17 protein-coding genes are annotated in these 21,400 nt (G+C 71.6%); 4 read left to right on the forward strand and 13 right to left on the reverse strand.

The genetic code is table 11. The features are described from left to right. Positions 1-261: 261 nt before the first annotated feature. The 6 genes from ABZS64_RS30710 to ABZS64_RS30735 form a co-directional block, all read right to left on the reverse strand. On the reverse strand, positions 262-834 hold the full coding sequence (locus tag ABZS64_RS30710) for a hypothetical protein (protein WP_355836842.1): 573 nt from the start codon (positions 832-834) through the stop codon (positions 262-264). Beyond that, entirely contained in the window at positions 831-1,976 is a 1,146-nt protein-coding gene (locus ABZS64_RS30715; RefSeq protein ID WP_355836807.1) for a ParA family protein, read from the reverse strand. The genes ABZS64_RS30710 and ABZS64_RS30715 overlap by 4 nt, the downstream gene beginning before the upstream one ends. Before the next feature lie 379 nt (positions 1,977-2,355). Then, positions 2,356-3,471 (reverse strand): alanine dehydrogenase, encoded by a 1,116-nt coding sequence (ald, locus tag ABZS64_RS30720; RefSeq protein WP_355836844.1) that lies wholly within the window; start codon positions 3,469-3,471, stop codon positions 2,356-2,358. A 143-nt stretch (positions 3,472-3,614) separates the two neighbouring features. Next, the gene (locus ABZS64_RS30725) at positions 3,615-5,660 is read right to left on the reverse strand and encodes a tetratricopeptide repeat protein (RefSeq protein WP_355836809.1); all 2,046 of its coding nucleotides are present in this window, start codon (positions 5,658-5,660) and stop codon (positions 3,615-3,617) included. Between the two features lie 152 nt (positions 5,661-5,812). Beyond that, a complete protein-coding gene (locus ABZS64_RS30730) occupies positions 5,813-6,439 on the reverse strand; it encodes an NUDIX hydrolase (protein ID WP_355836811.1) in 627 nt (208 codons plus the stop codon). Positions 6,440-6,525: 86 nt separating this feature from the next. Further along, positions 6,526-8,175: a CTP synthase gene (locus tag ABZS64_RS30735; protein WP_355836813.1), complete on the reverse strand. Its 1,650-nt coding sequence runs from the start codon at positions 8,173-8,175 to the stop codon at positions 6,526-6,528. Between the two features lie 464 nt (positions 8,176-8,639). Between ABZS64_RS30735 and ABZS64_RS30740 the strand changes: the two genes are divergently transcribed. The 3 genes from ABZS64_RS30740 (at position 8,640) to ABZS64_RS30750 (ending at position 13,678) form a co-directional block, all read left to right on the forward strand. After that, positions 8,640-10,442: a glycoside hydrolase family 15 protein gene (locus ABZS64_RS30740; protein WP_355836815.1), complete on the forward strand. Its 1,803-nt coding sequence runs from the start codon at positions 8,640-8,642 to the stop codon at positions 10,440-10,442. A gap of 108 nt (positions 10,443-10,550) precedes the next feature. Beyond that, positions 10,551-11,936 (forward strand): FAD-binding oxidoreductase, encoded by a 1,386-nt coding sequence (locus ABZS64_RS30745; protein WP_355836817.1) that lies wholly within the window; start codon positions 10,551-10,553, stop codon positions 11,934-11,936. Positions 11,937-12,049: 113 nt separating this feature from the next. Next, a complete protein-coding gene (locus ABZS64_RS30750) occupies positions 12,050-13,678 on the forward strand; it encodes a PucR family transcriptional regulator (RefSeq protein WP_355836819.1) in 1,629 nt (542 codons plus the stop codon). Between the two features lie 505 nt (positions 13,679-14,183). Here the strand turns inward: ABZS64_RS30750 and ABZS64_RS30755 are convergent. The 6 genes from ABZS64_RS30755 to ABZS64_RS30780 form a co-directional block, all read right to left on the reverse strand. Next, positions 14,184-15,263 (reverse strand): glycosyltransferase family 4 protein, encoded by a 1,080-nt coding sequence (locus tag ABZS64_RS30755; RefSeq protein WP_355836821.1) that lies wholly within the window; start codon positions 15,261-15,263, stop codon positions 14,184-14,186. Positions 15,264-15,353: 90 nt separating this feature from the next. After that, on the reverse strand, positions 15,354-16,133 hold the full coding sequence (locus ABZS64_RS30760; RefSeq protein ID WP_355836823.1) for a hypothetical protein: 780 nt from the start codon (positions 16,131-16,133) through the stop codon (positions 15,354-15,356). A gap of 63 nt (positions 16,134-16,196) precedes the next feature. Next, entirely contained in the window at positions 16,197-17,924 is a 1,728-nt protein-coding gene (gene recN, locus ABZS64_RS30765; protein ID WP_355836846.1) for a DNA repair protein RecN, read from the reverse strand. Positions 17,925-18,101: 177 nt separating this feature from the next. Then, positions 18,102-19,016 (reverse strand): NAD kinase, encoded by a 915-nt coding sequence (locus tag ABZS64_RS30770; RefSeq protein WP_355836825.1) that lies wholly within the window; start codon positions 19,014-19,016, stop codon positions 18,102-18,104. Next, a complete protein-coding gene (locus ABZS64_RS30775; protein ID WP_355836827.1) occupies positions 19,013-19,828 on the reverse strand; it encodes a TlyA family RNA methyltransferase in 816 nt (271 codons plus the stop codon). The genes ABZS64_RS30770 and ABZS64_RS30775 overlap by 4 nt, the downstream gene beginning before the upstream one ends. A 7-nt stretch (positions 19,829-19,835) precedes the next feature. Further along, positions 19,836-20,180 carry a hypothetical protein gene (locus ABZS64_RS30780; RefSeq protein WP_355836848.1) on the reverse strand — a complete coding sequence of 115 codons (345 nt, stop codon included), beginning with the start codon at positions 20,178-20,180 and terminating at the stop codon, positions 19,836-19,838. Between the two features lie 54 nt (positions 20,181-20,234). Here ABZS64_RS30780 and ABZS64_RS30785 point away from each other — a divergent pair, with 54 nt between their 5' ends. Next, entirely contained in the window at positions 20,235-20,582 is a 348-nt protein-coding gene (locus ABZS64_RS30785) for an SCP2 sterol-binding domain-containing protein (RefSeq protein WP_355836829.1), read from the forward strand. A 3-nt stretch (positions 20,583-20,585) separates the two neighbouring features. Here ABZS64_RS30785 and ABZS64_RS30790 read toward each other — a convergent pair whose 3' ends face one another. After that, positions 20,586-21,389: an ABC transporter ATP-binding protein gene (locus tag ABZS64_RS30790; RefSeq protein WP_355836831.1), complete on the reverse strand. Its 804-nt coding sequence runs from the start codon at positions 21,387-21,389 to the stop codon at positions 20,586-20,588. Positions 21,390-21,400 lie beyond the last annotated feature (11 nt).

Genomic DNA, 21,400 nt, shown 5'->3' on the forward strand with positions numbered 1-21,400 from the left:
GGCGCGCGGGGCGGCGCGAAGCTGCCGCAAGGGGGTGCAGGGGCGCCAGCCCCGACGAACCCCCAGGGGTGCGGGGCGGGGCCCCGGGTGGGGGAGGGGCGGGGTGGGGGAAACCGCCTCCCCAGGCGCACGCGGCCCGCCCCGGTCCGCGCCAGGGCCGCGCCCCAGCGAGCGGCGGGGCGGCGGCGGGGCGGAGTCGTCGGTCGGGAGCATCGCGGTCCAGGGGCAAAAGGAGCAGGCAGGGCAGCGCGCAGGCTACCGTCAGCGCCCGCGCAGACGTCGTACGAGAATGCTCGCGTCGCCGCGCTGCTCAAGATCCGCCAGCACCACGGCCACCGCCTCGCGGACGATCCGCCCGCGGTCGACGGCCAGCCCGTGCTCGCCGCGCAGCACCAGCCGCGCGTGTTCGAGGTCGATCAGTTCCTCGGCCGAGACGTACACCGTGATCTTCTCGTCGTGCCGTTCCCGCCCGCTGGGCCGGCGGTTCGCGCCACGACCGCCCCGGCGGCGCTGCTGCCCGGCCTGCTGACCGGCCGGAGCGGCGGCAGCGGCCGCATCCTGCGGGCGCCGCTTCGCCCCACCCGGGGCCTCGGCCTCGGCCCCCCGGCTGCGTCCTTCCGCCCCGGAGTCCGCCTCGGCGGCGGAGTGCTCCTCCGAAGAGGCGGGAGCGGGCGCCGTGGAGGACTGCGCAGCCGCGCCGTCGCCGACCGGATCGCTTTCTCCTGCCGGCGCCGGAACCCGCGGCTCGCCGTTCGCCTGCCGGCGCGGGGACGACGACTGGAGCCCCATGCCCCCGGTCGTACGGAACAGCTCGTCGGCCCCGGGCAGACTCACTCGGCGTGACACCGGGCGAGCACCTCCCTGGCGAGCTGACGGTACGCGGCGGCGCCCACGGAGTTCGATGCGTAGGTGGTGATGGGCTCACCGGCGACTGTCGTCTCGGGGAAGCGCACCGTCCGGCCGATCACCGTGTGGTAGACGTGGTCGTCGAAGGCCTCGACCACCCGCGCCAGCACCTCACGGCTGTGGACCGTACGGGAGTCGTACATCGTGGCGAGGATGCCGTCGAGTTCCAGGTCGGGGTTGAGCCGCTCCTGGACCTTCTCGATCGTCTCGGTCAGCAGAGCCACACCACGCAGCGCGAAGAACTCGCACTCGAGCGGCACGATCACCTTGTGCGCCGCGGTCAGCGCGTTGACGGTGAGCAGGCCCAGCGAGGGCTGACAGTCGATCACGATGTAGTCGTAGTCGGACATCAGCGGCTTCAGCGCACGCTGCAGCGTCGACTCGCGTGCGACCTCGCTCACCAACTGCACTTCCGCGGCCGAGAGATCGATATTGCTCGGCAGCAAGTCCATATTGGGAACAGCGGTCTTCAGCAGCACCTCGTCCGCCGACATGCCCCGCTCCATGAGCAGGTTGTAGACGGTGAGGTCCAGCTCCATCGGGTTGACGCCGAGACCGACCGACAGGGCTCCCTGCGGGTCGAAGTCGACGAGCAGCACACGCCGTCCGTACTCCGCGAGCGCGGCGCCCAGGTTGATGGTCGACGTCGTCTTGCCGACGCCGCCCTTCTGGTTGCACATCGCGATGATCTTCGCGGGACCGTGAGAGGTCAGCGGGCCCGGGATCGGGAAGTACGGCAGCGGCCGTCCGGTGGGGCCGATCCGCTCGCGGCGCTGACGCGCGGCGTCAGGGGCGAGGGTGGCCGCGTACTCGGGATCGGGCTCGTACTCGGCGTCGGGGTCGTAGAAGTGCCCCTCGGGGACTTCCTCGTAGGCGGCGAAGTGGGTGGACTCTCGGCCACTCTCGTTGCCGGCCATGGCGTTCACGTGTTGGCCGTCCATCATCTTCATCGTGTGGGCTGTCGTCATGTGCGTCGTGTGCTGGTGCGTCTCGAAGGTTCGGACAGCGACGGAGCCGACAGCCTCGAGCCCGGGCTGCTCTGCTGACGGGACCCGGTCCCTCGCAGGCATTCCTGGTTGACCACCCCCGGGAGTAAATGTCGACTCATTCACAAGTCGTCTTACCTCCTTGGACGTGACCAGGACTTTATCGATAGGTCAGCGTGGCACCATGCCGACGGTTTGCGACTCTATGGCGTGTCACCGGTCCGCAGCAACACAATCCGCCGGACCCGGCCCGATGTGTCGGCAACCGAACACCCTTCTGTCAAGGGTGCTCAGGGCTCATGGCGTGACCTGGCCGTCTGGTTTCGAGGGTGCGCGAAACGGTTAAAGGGTTACGTTCGAGGCGAGTTGACCGAGCATCGCAAAGTGGGCGGATACACCTGCGGCCGGACCTTGCTCGGCAAGGTCCGGCCGTTGGCATGATGTTGACGACGCGCGTTGACTTTCAGCCGAGAAGCGCGCTCAGTTCGACGCTCTGCAGGCCGTGGGCCTCGGCGACCGGGCCGTAAACGACCTGGCCGTCATGGGTGTTGAGGCCCTTGGCGAGCGCCGGGTCGCGGCGCAGCGCCTCGACCCAGCCGCGGTTGGCGAGCTCCACGATGAACGGCAGCGTCGCATTGGTGAGCGCGTAGGTGGAGGTGTGGGGCACCGCGCCCGGCATGTTGGCGACGCAGTAGAAGACCGAGTTGTGGATCTTGAAGGTCGGCTCGGCGTGGGTGGTCGGACGCGAGTCCTCGAAGCAGCCACCCTGGTCGATTGCAATGTCGACAAGTACACTTCCGGGCTTCATCTTGGCGACGAGCTCGTTGGTGACCAGTTTCGGGGCCTTGGCACCCGGGATGAGAACGGCGCCAATGACGAGGTCGGCCTCGACGACCGCCTTCTCGAGCTCGTAGGCGTTCGAGACGATCGTCTTCACCTTGGTGCCGAAGATCTTGTCGGCCTCACGCAGCTTGTTGATGTCACGGTCGAGCAGGGTCACGTGGAAGCCCATGCCGACGGCGATCTGCGTGGCGTTCCAGCCGGAGACACCGCCGCCGATGACGACGGCCTCGCCGGCCGACGTGCCGGGGACGCCGCCCGGCAGCACACCGCGGCCGCCGACCGAGCGCATCAGGTGGTACGCGCCGACCTGCGGGGCCAGCCGGCCCGCGACCTCGGACATCGGGGCGAGCAGCGGCAGCGCGCGGTTCGCGGTCTCGACCGTCTCGTACGCAATCGCGGTGGTGCCGGACTCCAGCAGGGCGTCCGTGCACTCGCGGGAGGCGGCGAGGTGCAGGTAGGTGAAGAGCGTCTGGTCCTTGCGGAGGCGGTGGTACTCCTCGGCAATGGGCTCCTTGACCTTCAGCAGCAGGTCGGCGGTGGCCCAGACCTCGTCCGCGGTGGGCAGGATCCGCGCACCCGCGGCGACGAACTCGTCATCCGTGATCGAGGAGCCGACACCGGCGTCCTGCTCGATGAAGACCTGGTGGCCCTGGCGCACGAGCTCGTGCACACCGGCGGGGGTGATGGCCACCCGGAACTCGTTGTTCTTGACCTCGCGGGGGATGCCGACCTTCACGTCGATCACGGTCCTTGGCTCAGGGGATACAGGGGGCAATGCCATACATACCCGGATACGCGCGGCGCACCGGAAGACACCACGAGAACACGTGGCGGAGCCAGTCTAATGAAGGATTTCTGACTGTCTAGCCTTACAAAGCATCAATCTTTGGCCGAAGTGCTGCGGATTTCGCAGGCGGAACCCTCCTCTCCAAGCAGTCTCTCGGCGGTCGCACGGTGCAGCCGGGCGGCCGTCGGGTCGCCCAGCCGGTCGAGGGTGTCGGCCAGCCTGAGCTGCAACGCAGCATGCAGCCGTGAGTCCCCGGCCTGCCGCGCCCACTCCACCGCCTCGCGGCAGGTGTGCAGGGATTCCTCCGGCCGCCCCGCGTATTCCTGTACGCGTGCGACCTCGCTCAACGCCCGTGCCTGGGACGGGAGATCGCCGACTCTGCGGTACCCGGCCACCGCGGCCCGCCAGCTGCGCAGAGCCTCGCCGTACCGGCCCGCATAGGTGTGCGTGGTGCCGAGCCGCCCGTACAACCGCGCCTCGTCCGCCTGCTCGCCGCGCGCCTGGCGCTGGGCGAGTGCCCGCCCGTACCAGTCGGCGGCCCGCTGCCAGTCCCCCAGCTCCTGGTACGCACCACCTACGGATTCCATCGCGCGGCCGGTCGCGTACGGGTCATTTGCTGCCCGTCCGGCATCCAGAGCGGCCCGGTAGCGCGCCAGCGCGTCCTCGGTACGGCCGGTCTGCGCGTCCAGATCGGCGAGATTGAGCAGGGCCGCGGCCTCCTCCCGGTGCAGCCCGCGCCGCTCGGCGACCCCGAGCACCAGCTGGTGCAGCCCGTAGAGCTCGGGCGCCGCCGCATCGGTGCCGCGGTGTGCGGCCAGCGCCCGGACCAGGGCCGCCACGAGCCGTCGCGCCAGGGTGTCCAGTTCGCCGTCGTCGACCGCGAGGCGCGCGGACGCCATCAGCGCGGGCCGGCGCAGCTGCAGCCACTCCGCGGCGGCGGGCGCGGTGGGGAAGCGCAGTGCGCGCGGCAGCCCGGCCAGCTTCTTGCGGGCCGGAGAGCCGTCCGGCTCGGTGATCGCACGGCAGGACTGCAACTGTCGTACGGTCCGCTCCAGCATCCGCGCCCGGGCCAGCTGAACCTCGGCCGGCCGGTCCTGCGCCTCCATCAGGGCTCGGAGCAGCGGCGCGAGGGCGCCCGGCACCTCGTACTGAACGCCCCCCGCCGTCGATGCCCGGCCGGGGGCGGTGTGCAGGAAACCCAGGGCGGCGAGGTCGTGGAGCGTCGAGTGCGCGGCCTGGACCGAGCAGCCCGCCAGCGCGGACGCGGTGTGCGCGTCGGCGATCCCGCCGGGCGCGAGGGCCAGCAGTCGCAGCATCCCGGCGGCCGACGGCGGCAGGGATTCGTAGACGAGCCGGAAGGCACGGGCGAGCGGCCGTGCCCCCTTGGGCTGCTCCCCCGCATCCGGCAGACCGCGCAGCCGCTTGGCCACATCGGCGACCGACGCCCGCGGCCGGGCTGCGAGCCAGCCGCCGACCAGGACCAGTGCGGCGGGCAGCCCGCCGCACTCCTCGGCGATCGACTCGGCGGCCTGCGGATCCACCGTGATCCGCACCGAGCCGGTGAAGGTGCCGAGCAGCTCGATCGCGGACTTGGCGTCCATGCCGCCGAGCGTGCACGGCCGTACGTCGGGAATGCCGGTGAGCGGGCCCTCGGACACGGCCACGGCCAGGCAGTCGGGGTTGTCGGGCAGCAGCGGGTCGACCTGTTCGGCATCCCCCGCGTCGTCGAGGAGCAGCAGCATGCGGCGTGCGGCGAGCGCCTCGCGCACCATTTCGGTCAGCTCGTCCTCGTCGGCGCCGGGCGGCGCTGCGATGCCGAGGGAGTCGAGCATGTCGCGGGCCGCGCGCTCCATCGGGACCCGCTGTCCGCCGGGCTCGGTCAGCCGGGTGCGCAGTACCCCGTCGGGGTAGTCGTCGGCGAGCCTGCGTGCGAGTTCCCCGGCGAGCGCGGTACGCCCCGATCCTGGCCGCCCGGCGATCAGGAGCACCCGGGCGCGGGGAGCCTTGCGGCCGGCGATGGTGTCCAGACCGGCCCGTTCGATATCGGCCCGCAGGGACTTCAACTCCCGCTGGCGACCGAAGAACTGGCTCCCGGACGCACTGGCCCCGCCGCCCAAGTCCACCGCCTGATCCGTCACGGGCCACGCTCCCGTCCAGTCCGCGCACGAGCCGAGCCCGCAGGGACTCCACACGGGCGTTCCGAGCGTAGTTCACGCTCTGCTACGAACCGTGCGGAGCCGGGCGGGGGCATCGCCCGATCGGATCAGCAGATCGTCGGACCGCAGCCGGTTCAGGCCTCGAAGGGGCGGGCGGGCCAGTGGGCCTCGGCCGGCCGCAGCGAGTCGACGCCCTCGCCGTTGAGTACGGCGGTCAGCGCCAGGGCGCCGACCACCAGGCAGTTGTTGTGCAGGTCCCCTGCGAGGACACCGTGCACCAGCTCTGCGAGCGGAACCCGGGCGAGCTCCATGTCGGCCTCCTCCTCGGAGACCTCGAAGCGCTCCCCCTCCGCCTCCGACAGATCGCGGGCGAGGAAGATCCGTACGGCCTCGTCGCAGCCGCCCGGCGTGGTGTAGACGTCGGTCAGCACCCGCCAGTCCTCGGCCTTGACGTGCGCCTCCTCGTACAGCTCGCGCTGGGCTGCGTGCAGCGGGTTCTCACCGGGGACGTCAAGCAGTCCGGCCGGGATCTCCCAGAGCTTGTGGCGCACGGGGTGGCGGTACTGGCGCAGGACGAGAACACGGCCGGTGCCGTCGAGGGCGAGCACCGCAACCGAGCCGGGGTGGACCTGGTAGTCGCGCCGCGCCACCGTGCCGTCGGGCATGACCACGTCGTCGGTGCGGACACTGGTCTTGTTGCCCCGGAAAGGCGTCGCGGTCGCGGCGACCTGCCACTCCTCGGGCGTGTCCTTGATGGTCATGAAAACGTCCTCCCGCCACGTACATGCAGAACCGGGGCACGCGCCCGAAGGAGGCCCGTACCCCGGTCAACCGTAACGCCTGCGCGTTACTTGGCCGTCTTGCGCTCCACCGCGGCCTTCACCAGGCCGGCGAAGAGCGGGTGCGGACGCGTCGGGCGCGAGCGCAGCTCCGGGTGCGCCTGGGTGGCGACCAGGTAGGGGTGCACCTCGCGCGGGTACTCGACGTACTCGACGAGCCTGTTGTCGGGGGACGTGCCCGAGAAGAGGATGCCCGCCTTCTTCTCCAGCTCCGCGCGGTAGGCGTTGTTCACCTCGTAGCGGTGGCGGTGGCGCTCCTCGACGTACGGCTGGTCGCCGTAGACCTCGCGGACGATCGAGCCCTCGGCGAGCTTCGCCGGGTACAGGCCAAGGCGCATCGTTCCGCCAAGGTCTCCCGCGCCCTCCACGTACGCCAGCTGCTCCTCCATGGTGGAGATCACCGGGTGCGCGGTGGCGGCGTCGAACTCGGTGGAGTTGGCCTCGGGGATCTCGGCCAGATTGCGCGCGGCCTCGATCACGATGCACTGCAGGCCCAGGCAGAGGCCGAGCAGCGGGATCTTGTTCTCGCGGGCGTAGGTGATCGCGCCGACCTTGCCGTTCACACCACGGTCGCCGAAGCCGCCGGGGATGAGGATCGCGTCGACGTCGCCGAGCTGCTTGGCGGCGCCGGCCGGGGTCTTGCAGTCGTCGGAAGTGACCCACTTGACCGTGACGCGGGCCTTGTTGGCGAAGCCGCCGGCCCGCAGCGCCTCGATCACCGACAGATAGGCGTCCGGCAGGTCGATGTACTTGCCGACCAGCGCGACCGTGACCTCGTGGTCGGGGTTGTGCACACGGTCCAGCAGGTCGTCCCACGTGGTCCAGTCGACATCGCGGAACGGCAGGTCCAGCTTGCGTACGACATAGGCGTCCAGGCCCTCAGTGTGCAGGACCTTGGGGATGTCGTAGATCGACTTGGCGTCGATGGCCGCGACCACGGCCGCCTCGTCCACGTCGCACATCAGCGAGATCTTGCGCTTGATCGCCGTGGGCACATCGCGGTCGGCGCGCAGCACGATCGCGTCTGGCTGAATACCGATGTTCCGCAGGGCGGCGACGGAGTGCTGGGTCGGCTTGGTCTTCAGCTCGCCGGAGGGGCCGATGTAGGGCAGCAGCGAGATGTGCACGACGAAGACATTGTCCCGGCCGACCTCGTGACGGACCTGGCGGACGGTCTCCAGGAACGGCAGCGACTCGATGTCGCCGACCGTGCCGCCGACCTCGGTGATGACGACATCGACGTCGTCGGTGGCCATGCGCCGGATGCGGTGCTTGATCTCGTTGGTGATGTGCGGGATGACCTGGACGGTGTCGCCCAGGTACTCACCGCGCCGCTCCTTGGCGATGACCTGGGAGTAGACCTGCCCGGTGGTGACGTTGGCGGAGCCGTCGAGGTCGACGTCGAGGAAGCGCTCGTAGTGGCCGATGTCCAGGTCGGTCTCGGCGCCGTCGTTGGTGACGAACACCTCGCCGTGCTGGAAGGGGTTCATCGTGCCCGGGTCGACGTTCAGATACGGGTCGAGCTTCTGCATCGTGACCCGCAGGCCCCGCGCCTTGAGCAGCGCGCCCAGGCTGGAGGCCGTGAGGCCCTTGCCGAGGGAGGAGGCGACACCCCCGGTGACGAAGATGTGCTTGGTCGTCATGGATTTGGGCGGCATCGCCAAGAGGGGGCTCCCGTGGTCGCGAGGTGAGGTGCGTACCGGCGTTCCCGGAGGTTCGGGGGGTGCCGTCGCTGCGGTTTCGGGGCCTCTGATTCGCACAGGACGGCCACCGGTCCACGGGGTACCAGGGTATCAGCGCCGAAGGGAGACTGCTTCCGGCCACGCACCGCAACATGCGCACGCCGCTCACCAGGGACTCACCCTTGGCTCACCCGTTCGGCGGAGCCGTGTTGTCGAGACGGGCGGGCAGATCATTACAGTGCGTCGTATCCTGCTCGGACACTCGCTTGCCGAGCGATGCAGAGGGGCGCGCGTAGCGCATCGAGCAGGGTGGTGGAGGGCGACGGGTGGGACGTCACATGACACCATCCTCCATCCACCGGAACACCGCGCTCGTCGACGACCCTTGACAGCAGTAAGCGCCCCGCGGGGCGGACGTGGCCGTTCGACTGGAGATGCACGTGGCCGGGCGCATCGAGGATTACGCACTTATCGGAGACATGCAGACCGCAGCACTGGTCTGCAGGGACGGAACAGCGGACTGGCTGTGCCTGCCCCGCTTCGACTCGCACGCCATTTTCGCCGGTCTCCTCGGCACGGAGGAACACGGCTTCTGGCGGCTCGGTCCTGCGCACTCCGCGGAGGCGGGGCCCCCTGCCGCCGACCGGCGCCGCTACCGCGGTGACTCGCTGATCCTCGAATCGGAGTGGGACACACCGCGCGGCACGGTCCGCGTGACGGACTTCATGCCGCCGCGTGACGGCGCGCCCCAGGTCATCCGGATCGTGGAGGGCGTGAGCGGGCGCGTGCCGATGCGCTCGGCGCTGCGCATGCGCTTCAGTTACGGACGCGTGGTGCCCTGGGTCCACAAGGTCGACGGGCGCACGGTCGCCGTCGCCGGACCCGACTCGGTCTGGCTGGACACCCCCACGGAGACGTACGGCAAGAACCTCACAACGTACTCCGACTTCACCGTCGCTCCCGGTGAGCGCATCGCCTTCACCATCAGCTGGCAGCCCTCGCACCACCAGCCGCCCGCGCTGCCGGACCCGGAGGGCTCGCTGGAGGCGACCGAGGACTTCTGGCGCGAGTGGGTCGAGCACTGTACGTACCACGGGCCCTACCGCGAGGCCGTGGTCCGCTCGCTGATCACGCTGAAGGCGCTGACCTATGCGCCGACCGGCGGGATCGTGGCCGCGCCGACGACGTCGCTCCCGGAGGAGATCGGCGGCGTACGCAACTGGGACTACCGCTACACCTGGCTGCGCGACGCCGCGATCACCCTGTCCTCACTGCTGCGCACCGGCTACCGCGACGAGGCCCGCGCCTGGCGCGAGTGGCTGCTGCGAGCCGTGGCGGGCGACCCGGAGAACCTGCAGATCATGTACGGGATCGCGGGCGAACGGGAGCTGGGCGAGGCCGAGTTGGACTGGCTGCCCGGCTATGAGAACTCCGCTCCGGTACGGGTCGGGAACGGCGCAGCCCACCAGCTCCAGCTGGATGTGTACGGCGAGGTCACCGAGGCGCTGCATCTGGCCCATATGACCGGTCTGGCGCGCAACGACTACGCCTCGCTGCTCCAGCTCAAGCTGATCCGCTACCTGGAGAACCACTGGGACCAGCCGGACGAGGGCATCTGGGAGGTGCGCGGTCCGCGCCGGCACTTCGTGCACTCCAAGGTAATGGCGTGGGTCGCCGTCGACCGGACGATCAAGCTGATCGAGTCCGGCGACGCGGACGGTCCGATCGAGCGGTGGCGCGAGCTGCGCGACGACATCCATCGCGATGTCTGCGAGAAGGGGTACGACCAGGAGCGCAACACCTTCACGCAGTCCTACGGCTCCAAGGAGCTGGACGCCTCCCTGCTGCTGATTCCGCAGATGGGCTTTCTGCCGCCGGACGACAAGCGGGTCATCGGCACGATCGAGGCGATCCAGCGGGAGCTGGCCACCGAGGACGGTTTCGTACTGCGCTACCCGACCGCGGGTGAGGACGCCGGAGTGGACGGTCTCGAGGGCGACGAGGGCGCGTTCCTCGCGTGCTCGTTCTGGCTCGCGGACGACCTGGCCATGATCGGGCGGGTGGACGAGGCGCGGCGGCTCTTCGAAAAGCTGCTGTCGCTCCGCAACGACCTGGGGCTGCTGGCCGAGGAGTGGGACGCCAAGCACCAGCGCCAGGTGGGCAATTTCCCGCAGGCGTTCAGCCATGTGCCCCTGATCGACACGGCGCTGCGGCTGACGGCCTCGGGGGCGTACGGAGGGTAGAGCGCGAGCCGAGGGCAGAGCGTCGCGGCAGGACCGCTCGACTGATCATGTCCCTCTTATCGGGATTACGATGAAAAGGTCCTGTCGCGCCCTCGGAAGGGGGCACTCATGGCGCCCCAAGACATCGCGGAGGCCGCGCTGGCCGGCCTCCGCCGGGAACTGACCGGCGATGCGATCGCCCCCGGTGATCCGGGGTACGACGACGCTCGTGCCGTCTTCAACGGAATGATCGACCGGCATCCCGCCCTCATCGCCCAGTGCGAGACGGGACCGGATGTGGGCAGGGCGATCCGCTTCGGCCGTGACAACGACCTGGAGATCGCCGTCCGCGGCGGCGGCCACAGCGTCGCGGGCATGGCGCTGACGGACGGCGGAATCGTCGTCGACCTGCGCCGGATGCACACCGTGGTCGTCGATCCCCAGTCCCGCGCGGTACGCATCGGCGGTGGCGCCACCATGAGCCATCTGGACCGGGCGACCCAGCCCCACGGTCTGGCGACCACGGGAGGGCGGGCGTCGACCACCGGCGTGGGCGGCTTCACGCTGGGTGGCGGATCGGGCTGGCTGGAGCGCAAGTGGGGCCTGGCCTGCGACAATCTCATCGCCGTCGAGCTGGTGACCGCCGACGGCGACACCGTCCACGCCAGTGCGGACGAGAACCAGGAGCTGTTCTGGGCGCTGCACGGCGGCGGCGGCAACTTCGGCGTGGCCACGGCCATCACCCTGCAACTGCATGCGCTTCCGGCGATGTCGATGGTCATGCTGATCTTCCGGCCCGAGGCCGGACCCGAAGTCGTGCGCGCCTACCGCGACTTCATCGAGTCCGCCCCGGACGAGGTGGGCGGCGCCGTCCTCTATCTCACCGGGCCGCCCGAGCCGTTCATTCCCGAGCACATGGTCGGCAAGCTGGCGCTCGGGCTGCTGGTGACGTACGCGGGCACGGAGGCGGAGGCGCGCGACGTGAGCGAGCCGCTGCTGGGGCTCGGCCACGAGGCGGAAGTCATCGCCGAGCTGCCGTACGCGGAGCTGCAGTGCATGCTCGACGACCCGCCCAACATGCGTAACTACTGGTCCGCGGAGTACCTCAACGGGTTCCCGGACGAGGCCGTGGACATCTACTGCGCCCGCGCCGCCGACATGCCCGTGCCGACCGGGACACAGCATGCCGTGTTCCCGATGGGGGGCGCGGTGGCCGGGGGCCCGGCGGACTATCCGGTGCCCTGGCGCGAGGCGCCATGGGCTGTGCACCCCTTCGGGATCTGGGAGAGCCCCGACGACGACAAACGCGCCAAGCAGTGGGTACGGGACGTACGCACCGATGTGAAGCCCTGGTCGATCGGTGCGACGTATCTGAACTTCATCGGGCACGAGGGGCAGGAGCGGGTGGTCGCCGCCTACGGCGAGGACAACTACAAGCGCCTTGCCGCGGTCAAGGCCGAGTACGACCCGGGCAATGTGTTCCGGCTGAACCACAACATCAAACCGGCGTCCTGAGGCGGAGCGTGTGGCGATTGCCCGTGGGGCCCCTGGTGATGTGCGCGGACGCACCGGCCCGGTAGCGTCCGGATCGCCGGTCCGGCCCGAGTGAAAGCGCGAGGCGAGAGTCAGTGGAGACGACCCAGGGTGGCATCACCGTGCAGCGGGCGCTGGAACTGCCCGGGCTGCGCGCCGGACTTCCGGAGGTCGTCGCCGGGGCGGACCGGCTGCAGCGGACGGTGCGCTGGGTGCACGCGGGTGAGGTGCCGAACATCGCCTCCCTGCTGAAGGGCGGCGAGCTGCTGCTCACCACCGGCCTGGGGCTCGGCACCCGGCCCGCCGAACAGCGGGCCTTCGTACGCCAGCTCGCGGACCGGGGCATCGCTGCGCTGGTGGTGGAGCTGGGGCCGCGCTTCAGCAGGCTGCCCTCGGTGATCGTGGAGACCGCGCGGGCGGCCGGGCTGCCGCTGGTGCAGCTGCACCGGGAGGTCCCCTTCGTCTCGGTGACGGAAGAGGTCCACACCGAGATCGTCAACGGGCACTACGCACTGCTGCGGCAGGCCGAGGAAGTGCACCGGCGATGTACGGAGGTCCTGCTCAGCGGGGGCGGAGTGCCCCAAGTGCTGCGTATCCTCGCGGACTTCACCGCGAACCCCGTCTTCCTGGAGACGGCGGACGGACAGCTGCTGTACGCGGCCGGATCCGAGTCGGGGCAGGCGGGTGCCGATCCGCTCCAGGTGTGGGACGGGCTGCGGGGCCAGCGTGAGGCCCGGGAGTCGCCGCCCGCCGGGACGGTGCTGGTCGACGTCCCGGGCGGCGGGCAGGGGGCCGCCTCGGTGCGGGCCCGGCTGGTGCTGCTGGCCGTCGGCTCCCCGCTGCTGACGGTGCACCGGATGGCGGCGGAACGGGCGGCGGGGCTGCTTGCGGTCGTCCTGATGCAGGCCCGCCAGGAGGAGGAACTGGCCGCCCGCGGCCGCGGCGACTTCCTGACGGACCTGGCGGAGGGCCGCATCACGGCGGAGGACGCGCCCGCCCAGGCGAGGGTCCTGGGCTTCAAGCCGGGCGAAGGACCGCTGCTGCCGGTCGTCATGCGCCTGGCCCCCGAGCTCTCGCCGTCCGGGAACTGGGCGTTGCTGGCCCGGGCGGTGCTGGAGGAACTGTCCGCGGTGGGGGTGCGGGTGCTGCTGGGCGTACGCCCCGTGGAGGGCCGCGTGCCGCTGCTGCTCGGCCTGCGCTCCGAGACCGAACGCACGGCCGTCGCGGACCGGGTCGCGGCGGCGCTGCGGGCGGGCGTCGAACGGGCCGGTCTCGAACGCGCGGGGGCGCACCCGCCGGTCGTGGTGGTCGGCATGGCGGGCGGCTGGGCGGCGGCATCGGCGGGCCTGCGCCACGCGTCGGAAACGGCAACGGCGGCGCAGGGCCTCTCGGACCGCCCGTGGTATGACGCACGCCGCCTGGACATCGATTTGCTGCTGTGGCGCTTGCGGGACCACCCGGACCTGTCGGCGTTCGTGGACCGCGCGATCGGTCCCCTGCGCGAGCACGACGCGTCGTCGCGCCCGCCGCTGCTGCCGACCCTGCAGACGTACTTGGCCCACGCGGGCCGCAAGGCGGAAACGGCCCGCGAACTCCACCTGAACCGCCAGACGCTGTACAACCGCCTGGCCCGCATCTCCGAACTGCTGGGCACTGACTTGGACGACCCGCAGACGGTTCTGGCCCTGAGCCTGGCGCTACGGGCGAGACGGCACGTGGGGTGACGTGTCCGTGGCCGGACGGGTTGCCGTCCGGCGGTGCGGGGCGCGGGGGTGCCCGGTGCCGCGGGCGCGCCGTCTGGCGGTGCGGGGCGCGGGGGTGCCCGGTGCCGCGGGGTGGCCGTTTGGGGTCCGCTCCGGGGTTGCGCCGGGACTGCATGATTTACGGCGCGATTCTGCTCTGACGCTGTGGCGCGGGCGTCCCCGCGCCACAAATCACGCTCTACGGCCCGGCTCCACCCGCTGCGCGGCCCCCTTGCCGGTGACGGTCATCGGTCACTCCGCGCCGCGAAGCCGGCGCCCGACGGATGAGGTCGGTGGGCTGACGCGGCGAAGCCGGCGCCCCTGGAGTGCGTGCACCGCGCCGCGAAGCCGGCGCCCTGGGGGTGTGTGCACCGCGCCGCGAAGCCGGCGCCCTGGGGGTGTGGGGGCGTCAGCCCCCACGTTCCCCTCCCCTCGGGGGCCTGGGGGGCCCGCCCCCAGTTTCGGGAAGGGGCGGGGTGGGGGCAAGTCACCGCCCCGCCACCACCTCGTCGTACACGCTCAGGACCTGCGCAATCGTCTCGTCCTCCGTCGGCCACGTCCCCGCCTGCACCCGCCCCGCCGCCGCCAGGTCCCCCCGCCGCCCCGCGTCCCCCAGCAGTCGGGCCACCGCCTCGGCCAGCGCGGCCGCGTCGCCGTACGGGACCAGTTCCGCCGCGTCGCCCACGAGTTCGGGGATGCCGCCGACCGCCGTCGCGATCAGGGGGACGCCCAGGCGGAGGGCCTCCTGGGCGAGGAGGGAGCGGGCCTCCCAGCGGCTCGGCAGGAGGGCGAGGTCCGCCGCCGCGAGGAGTTCGCCGATGTCGTCGCGGCGGCCCACGAGCCGTACGGGCAGCGCCTCCGCCTCGATACGGCGCTGAAGCGCACCCCGCTCCCGCCCCTCCCCCGCGATCACCACCAGCGGCACCGGGTCCAGGCTTCGCCACAGCCGTGCCGCGTCCAGCAGCGTCCCGTACCCCCGGTGCGGCTCAAGGCTGCCCACGGCCATCAGCAACGGCCGGTCCACCGCGCCCAGTTCGGCACGCGCCTTGCTCTCGGCGCAGCCGGACCGCCCCCGCGGCGCAGGTACGGCGACCGGTGCGAGACGGGCGTCGCGCGCGCCGCACCGACGGGCCCGGTCGACGAGTTCGGAGCAGGTGCCGAGCACGACCGCCGCCGCCCGCGCGGCCCTTCGCTCGAGCAGCCGCAGCACCTGGCCGCGCGCGCCCTCGTCGTGCGAGCGCGTGTGCCAGGTGACGACCAGCGGCACGCGCTGCCCGCTGAGCGCCAGCGTGGTGCGTACGGCGGCGTGCAGCCCGTGAGCGTGCACCACGCCCGCCCCCGCGCACGCCGCGCGCAACGCTCCGACCGCCGCCGGATCGCTCCTCCGCGGTACGGCCGCGAAGTGCGCCCCGGCGCCGGGGAAGTCGTAGAGGTGCTCGAGTTCGGCGGGGGCACACACCGTCACCCGCACGCCCCGCGCCACCAGCCCCGCGGCCAGCGACCTGACGTGCGCGCTGCTGCCCGCACTGCCGCCGCCCAGCACTTGGACCGTACGCAGCTGTGTCACGCGCCAAGGATGCCAGCCCGTACGCACGTTCCGGCACTGTCGGGGTGTCGTTGACGTGTCCCGGGCCGGGCGGCACGGGCGCGGGATCACTCACATAGGTGATCCGGCGAGCCGGCTGACCTCGTCCCCGTACACGGCCGCCGCGATCAGGCCTGCCGCGTGAAGGGCAAGCCCGGCACGGCCGTTGCCCGCGACGATCGCGGTGCCGAGTGCCGCGCCCAGCGCATGGGCCCCGGTGTCGCCGAGCATGGTCCGCTCGCCGAGGTCCTCGGTGACGATCGCGGCCGCGGCTCCCATGGGCGCCGCGGCAAGCGCGCCTGCACTGCCCCGGCGCAGCAGACCCGGCGCGCCGATCCCGAGCACGGCGACGGCGGCCCGTCCCGGGGCGACGTCCACGAGGTTGACGAAGTGGGCGGTGCCTGCGATCACGATCCCGGCGAGGAGCCTGTCGACGGGCCGCGACGTGAGCAGCGCCCCCGCGGCGAGCCCGGCCGCGCCGATCCCGAACAGCTTGACGGCCCCGCTGGTCACTTCGCCGTCGCGGAGGGCGCTCAGGTGCGCCCTGAACCCGCGGCGCGGATCACCGGCCCCGGCGATGTCGTCGTACGCCCCGCAGGCTCCGGCGGCGGCGATGGCAAGCCCGGCGGCGCCGCGGGTCCGCGCGGGCAGCGTCCCGAGCGCGGCCCCGACGGCGGCGGCGGGCCCGGCGTAGAGGTCGACGGTGCGGCCCGCGTAGTTCTTGCGCTGCCATTGGGCGGGGTCGCCGGGGGCACCCTTGCGCAGCGCGGCGTAGACGCCACGGGTCGCGCCGACGGCGGTGACGAACGCGGCAAGGCGACTGCCGGACCGGGGATTTCGCGCTGCTGCCATACGCTCCACCCTATGGCGGCCCTCCCGGAACAGGGGTCCGGGGAGCCGAGCCCAGGAACGGACTCAGCCGTCCGCGCGGGCCGTCGCCAGCAGTTCCTCCGCGTGCGCCCGCGCCGTCTCCGAGTCCTCCTGGCCCGCCAGCATCCGCGACAGCTCGCGCACCCTGTCCTCGCCCTCGAGCACGGTGACGCCGGACCGCGTCACCGACCCGTCGTTGGTCTTCTCGACCAGCAGCTGCCGGTCGGCGAACGCCGCCACCTGCGGCAGATGCGTCACGACCACCACCTGGGCCGACTTCGCCAGCTTCGCAAGACGGCGCCCGATCTCGACCGCCGCCTTTCCGCCCACGCCCGCGTCGACCTCGTCGAAGAGATACGTCGGCACCGGGTCGGTCCCCGCGAAGACGACCTCGACCGCGAGCATCACGCGCGAGAGTTCACCGCCCGACGCCCCCTTGGCGATCGGCCGCGGCGGCGCGCCCGGGTGCGGGGCCAGCAGCAGTTCGACCTCGTCGACGCCGGACGGGCCGTACACCACTGAGCGGCCGCCGACCTCGACGCCCGAGGCCTCGTCCGCGGCCTCCGTCTGGCGGATGTCGAAGGACACGCGCGCGTGCGGCATCGCGAGCGAGGCCAGTTCCGCGGTGACCGCTTCGGCGAACCGTGCCGCCGCTTCCGTACGCGCGTCGGTCAACGCCTGTGCCAGGCCTGACAGTTCGTTGCGCAGTGCGTCCCGCTCGGCCGCCAGCTCGCCGATCCGGTCGTCGTCGCCGTCCAGCTCGGTGAGGCGCTCGGCGCCCTCCTGGGACCACGCGATGACGGCGTCGATGCTCTCGCCGTACTTGCGCGTCAAGGCGGTCAGCGCCGCCCGCCGTTCCTCCACCGCGGCAAGACGGAGCGGATCGGCGTCCAGATTGTCCGCGTATCCGGCGAGCTCTCCGGCCACATCGCCGAGCAGGATGGAGATCTCGCCCATCCGGTCGGCGAGCGCGGCCAGCGCCGGATCGTGGGAGCGCACGGCGTCCAGCGCCCGTCCCGCGCCCGCGACGAGCGTCGTCGCGTCGACCCCCTCGGGGTCCTCGGGATTGCCCGCCAGCGCGGCGTGCGCGACGGACGCGGCGGAGGCGAGTGCTTCCGCATGCCCGAGCCGCTCGGCCTCGGCGGCGAGTTCGACGTCCTCGCCCGCCCGCGGCTCGACGCCCTCGATCTCGTTGAGCCCGAAGCGCAGCAGATCGGCTTCCTGTGCCCGCTCACGCGCGCGCGTGGTCAGCTCGTCCAGCTCTACGGAGACGGCGCGCAGCCGCCGGTACGCGGCCGCGTACTTGGCGTGCGGCCCGGTGACCGCACCGCCCGCGTACCGGTCGAGTGCCTCACGCTGCCGCGCGGGCCGCAGCAGCCCCTGCTGGTCGGTCTGGCCGTGTACGGCGACGAGCTCGTCGGCCAGCTCGGACAGCATGCCGACCGGCACGGACCGCCCGCCGAGGTGGGCGCGCGAGCGACCCTCCGCGGAGACGGTTCTGCTGATCAGCAGGGTGCCGTCGTCGAGTTCCGCCCCGGCCTCTTCGGCCCGCAGCGCGGCGGGGCCACCGGGGGGCACGCTGATCCGCCCCTCCACCACCGCCGACTTGGCGCCGATCCGCACCAGAGCGGGGTCGGCGCGCCCGCCGAGCAGCAGCCCCAGGCTGGTGACGACCATGGTCTTGCCCGCGCCCGTCTCGCCGGTCACCGCGGTGAAACCGGGCGACAGCTCGACGACAGCGTCGTCGATGACCCCGAGCGACCGTATCCGCATCTCCTCCAACACGGACACGACCTTACGAGGTCCGGGGCCCGCTGTGCGACGGACCCCGGCTCCTGATTCACTCGACCGGGCAGAGACCGTGAAAACGCCGGGGGTCCGGGGGTTGCCCCCGCGGGAAGACACAGCACTCGACGGAGGTCCCGGGCCCGTTCGGGCGCGGCACCGAGATCAGTGCGGCGCCCCGCGCCACCCCGACACCGGCAGCGCGAACTTCGCGACCAGACGGTCCGTGAACGACGCGTGGTGCAGCCGTGCAAGCCGCACCGGAACGGCCCCCCGCCGCACCTCTACCCGTGCCGCGGGCGGCAGTTCGATGGTCCTTCGCCCGTCGCACCACAGCACCCCGTGCGGAGTGTTCCGCTGCACCTCGACCGCGAGCACCGACGTCGGAGACGTCACCAGCGGCTTGGCGAACAGCGCGTGCGCGCTGATCGGCACCATCAGCAGTGCCTCCACCTCCGGCCAGACCACAGGGCCGCCCGCCGAGAAGGCGTACGCCGTGGAGCCTGTCGGCGTCGCGCAGACGATGCCGTCGCAGCCGAAGCCGGTCACCGGCCGCCCGTCGATCTCCAGGACGACCTCCAGCATCCGGTCGGGCGAGACCTTCTGCACGGCCGCCTCGTTCAGCGCCCAGTCCCGGTGCACGACATCGCCGTTGGTGTGCACGACGACATCGATCGTCATGCGCTCCTCGACCTCGTACGCGCGCGTCACGACCCGGTCGACAACCTTGTCGAGGTCGTCGCGCTCGGCTTCGGCGAGAAAGCCCACCCGCCCCAGGTTGACGCCGAGCATCGGCACCCCGGACGCGCGGGAGAACTCGGCGCCGCGCAGCAGCGTCCCGTCCCCGCCGAGGACGATCAGCAGCTCACAGCCGTCGAGCACTTCGGGGGTTGCTTCGGGGACTGTCTCTACGGACGGCGGCAGCGGCAGATCGGCCGCCTCCGCCTCCAGGACCCGTACACCGAGACCGCTGCGCAGCAGCCCCTGTACGACGAGTTCGGCGCTGCGGATCGCCGCTGGGCGGCCGGTGTGCGCGAGCAGGAAAACGGTGCGTGCTGGTGTCGCTGCTGGTGTTGTCAACGAGGTCCCTCCGCCACTGCACGGTCGACATCCGCCGGATCGAGCTGAGGCGCTCCGGCCCGGAGCCACAGAAAGTACTCGACGTTTCCGGAGGGTCCCGGCAGCGGACTGGCCGTGACGCCCTGCACGCCGAGACCGAGCTCGGCCGCCTTGTGCGCCACGGCCTTGACCGCTTCCGCACGAAGCTCGGGGCTGCGGACGACCCCGCCGCTGCCGAGGCGTTCCTTGCCCACCTCGAACTGCGGCTTGACCATCAGCACCAGGTCCGCGTCGGGCGCGGCACAGCGCGCCAGGGCGGGCAGCACAAGACCGAGCGGAATGAACGACAGATCGCCCACCACAAGGTCCACCGGCACTCCGTCGATCGACTCCAATGTCAATTCACGCACGTTGGTACGGTCTTTGACGGTCACGCGTTCATCACTCTGAAGAGACCACGCGAGCTGCCCGTAGCCGACGTCCACCGCCAGGACGTGGCCGGCGCCCGAGCGCAGCAGTACGTCTGTGAAGCCGCCTGTCGACGCACCCGCGTCCAGCGCCCGCCGTCCCTCGACCTTCAGACCGAGCGGCACGAAGGCGGCGAGCGCCCCCGCAAGTTTGTGGCCGCCGCGCGAGACGTAGTCGGGATCTCTGTCGTCGGACGTGACGACGATGGCCGCGCTGGTCTCGACCTGGGTGGCGGACTTCGTCGCGGTGTTGCCGCCGACGGTCACCCGCCCCGCGGCGATCAGCTGGCTCGCGTGTTCGCGCGAGCGCGCGAGGTTGCGGCGTACCAGCTCGGCGTCGAGACGGAGGCGGGCCACTCCTGCCACGTTCGGTTCAGCTCCTGTGGTTGTACGAAGGCGAAGGCGGGGGCCCCGCGGGTGCGGGCGCCGGGCGTGCGTCGAGCGCGGTCAGCGCGTCCCGCAGCCCCCTGTGTACATCCTCGTACACCTCCAGATGTCCGTCCGCCGGGAGGTGGTCGGCGTCGGCCAGCCGCTCCAGCTGGGCGTCCACTCCGGCGTTGCCGGTGGGCACGCGCTGGACACCGAGGGGCGCGGGCGCTGCGGGCTCGTGCGCCTGGGGCGCGGCCGCTTCGTACGCCGGGGGCGAAACGGCTTCGTACGCCTGATCGGCAGTGGATTCCTCGTGGATCCCCTGCTCATCGGTCTGCGGGCCCGGCATCGAGTCGCTCATGCCCAGACGCTACCGCGAAGCCCTGCGGTACGGTCGATCACGATGGCGACGACGGAAGAGTGCCGCAGCGCACTCGACAAACTCTCGGACAACCTGGCGCAGGCGGACGGCGATGTGCGTGGTGCGGCCGCGCTCGACCGTTCCCTCAGCTGCCACATCAAGGACCTGGACATCACCTTCACCGGCCGTCTCGACGACGGCCGGATCGAGGTGGAGGACACCATCCAGGGGCCGCCGCGCGAGAAGGCGCAGATCCGCCTCGCGATGAGCGGCGACGACCTGGTGGCGATGGTGAACGGCGAGCTGAACTTCGCGAAGGCCTGGGCCTCCGGCCGGGTCAGGCTGGAGGCGGGCTTCCGAGATCTGCTGCGTCTGCGGACGCTGCTGTAGCCGCTACGACGGGGTGGTGGCGGCTCGCCTGCGGGCCGCCGGCACCACCAGCGGCGTTCCGGACTCCGGATCGTCGATGACCTGGCTCTTCACGCCGAAGACGTGCTCCACCAGCTCGGCCGTGACCACATCGGGGGGCGCGCCCTCGGCGACGACCGTCCCCTCACGCAGGGCGATGAGATGCGTCGCGTAGCGGGCGGCCTGGTTGAGGTCGTGCAGTACGGCGACGAGTGTGCGCCCCTGCGTCTCGTGCAGCTCCGCGCACAGGTCCAGCACCTCCAGCTGATGCTGGATGTCGAGGAAGGTCGTGGGCTCGTCGAGCAGCAGCAGCGGGGTCTGCTGGGCCAGGGCCATCGCGATCCATACGCGCTGCCGCTGCCCGCCGGACAATTCGTCGACATAGCGCTCTGCCAGTTCACCGACTCCGGTCGCGGCCATCGATTCCTCGACAATCCGCTCGTCGTGCGGTGACCACTGGCGCAACAGGCCCTGGTGCGGATAGCGGCCGCGCGCGACCAGGTCGGCGACCGTGATCCCGTCCGGCGCGATCGACGACTGGGGCAGCAGGCCGAGCGTCTTGGCCACCTTCTTCGCCGGCAGCGAGTGGATCGACTGTCCGTCCAGCAGGACACGGCCGTGGGACGGCTTGAGCATCCGGGACAGGGCGCGCAGCAGTGTCGACTTGCCGCAGGCGTTGGGGCCGACGATCACCGTGAAGGAGTTGTCGGGGATCTCCACCGAGAGGTTCTCGGCGATGACGCGCTGGTCGTAGCCGAGGGTGACCGATTCCGCGGTGAGGCGCTGCATGGGGGTCGTAC

The sequence above is a fragment of the Streptomyces sp. NPDC005408 genome, assembly GCF_040606445.1.
In the GTDB taxonomy this organism is placed as follows: Bacteria; Actinomycetota; Actinomycetes; order Streptomycetales; family Streptomycetaceae; genus Streptomyces.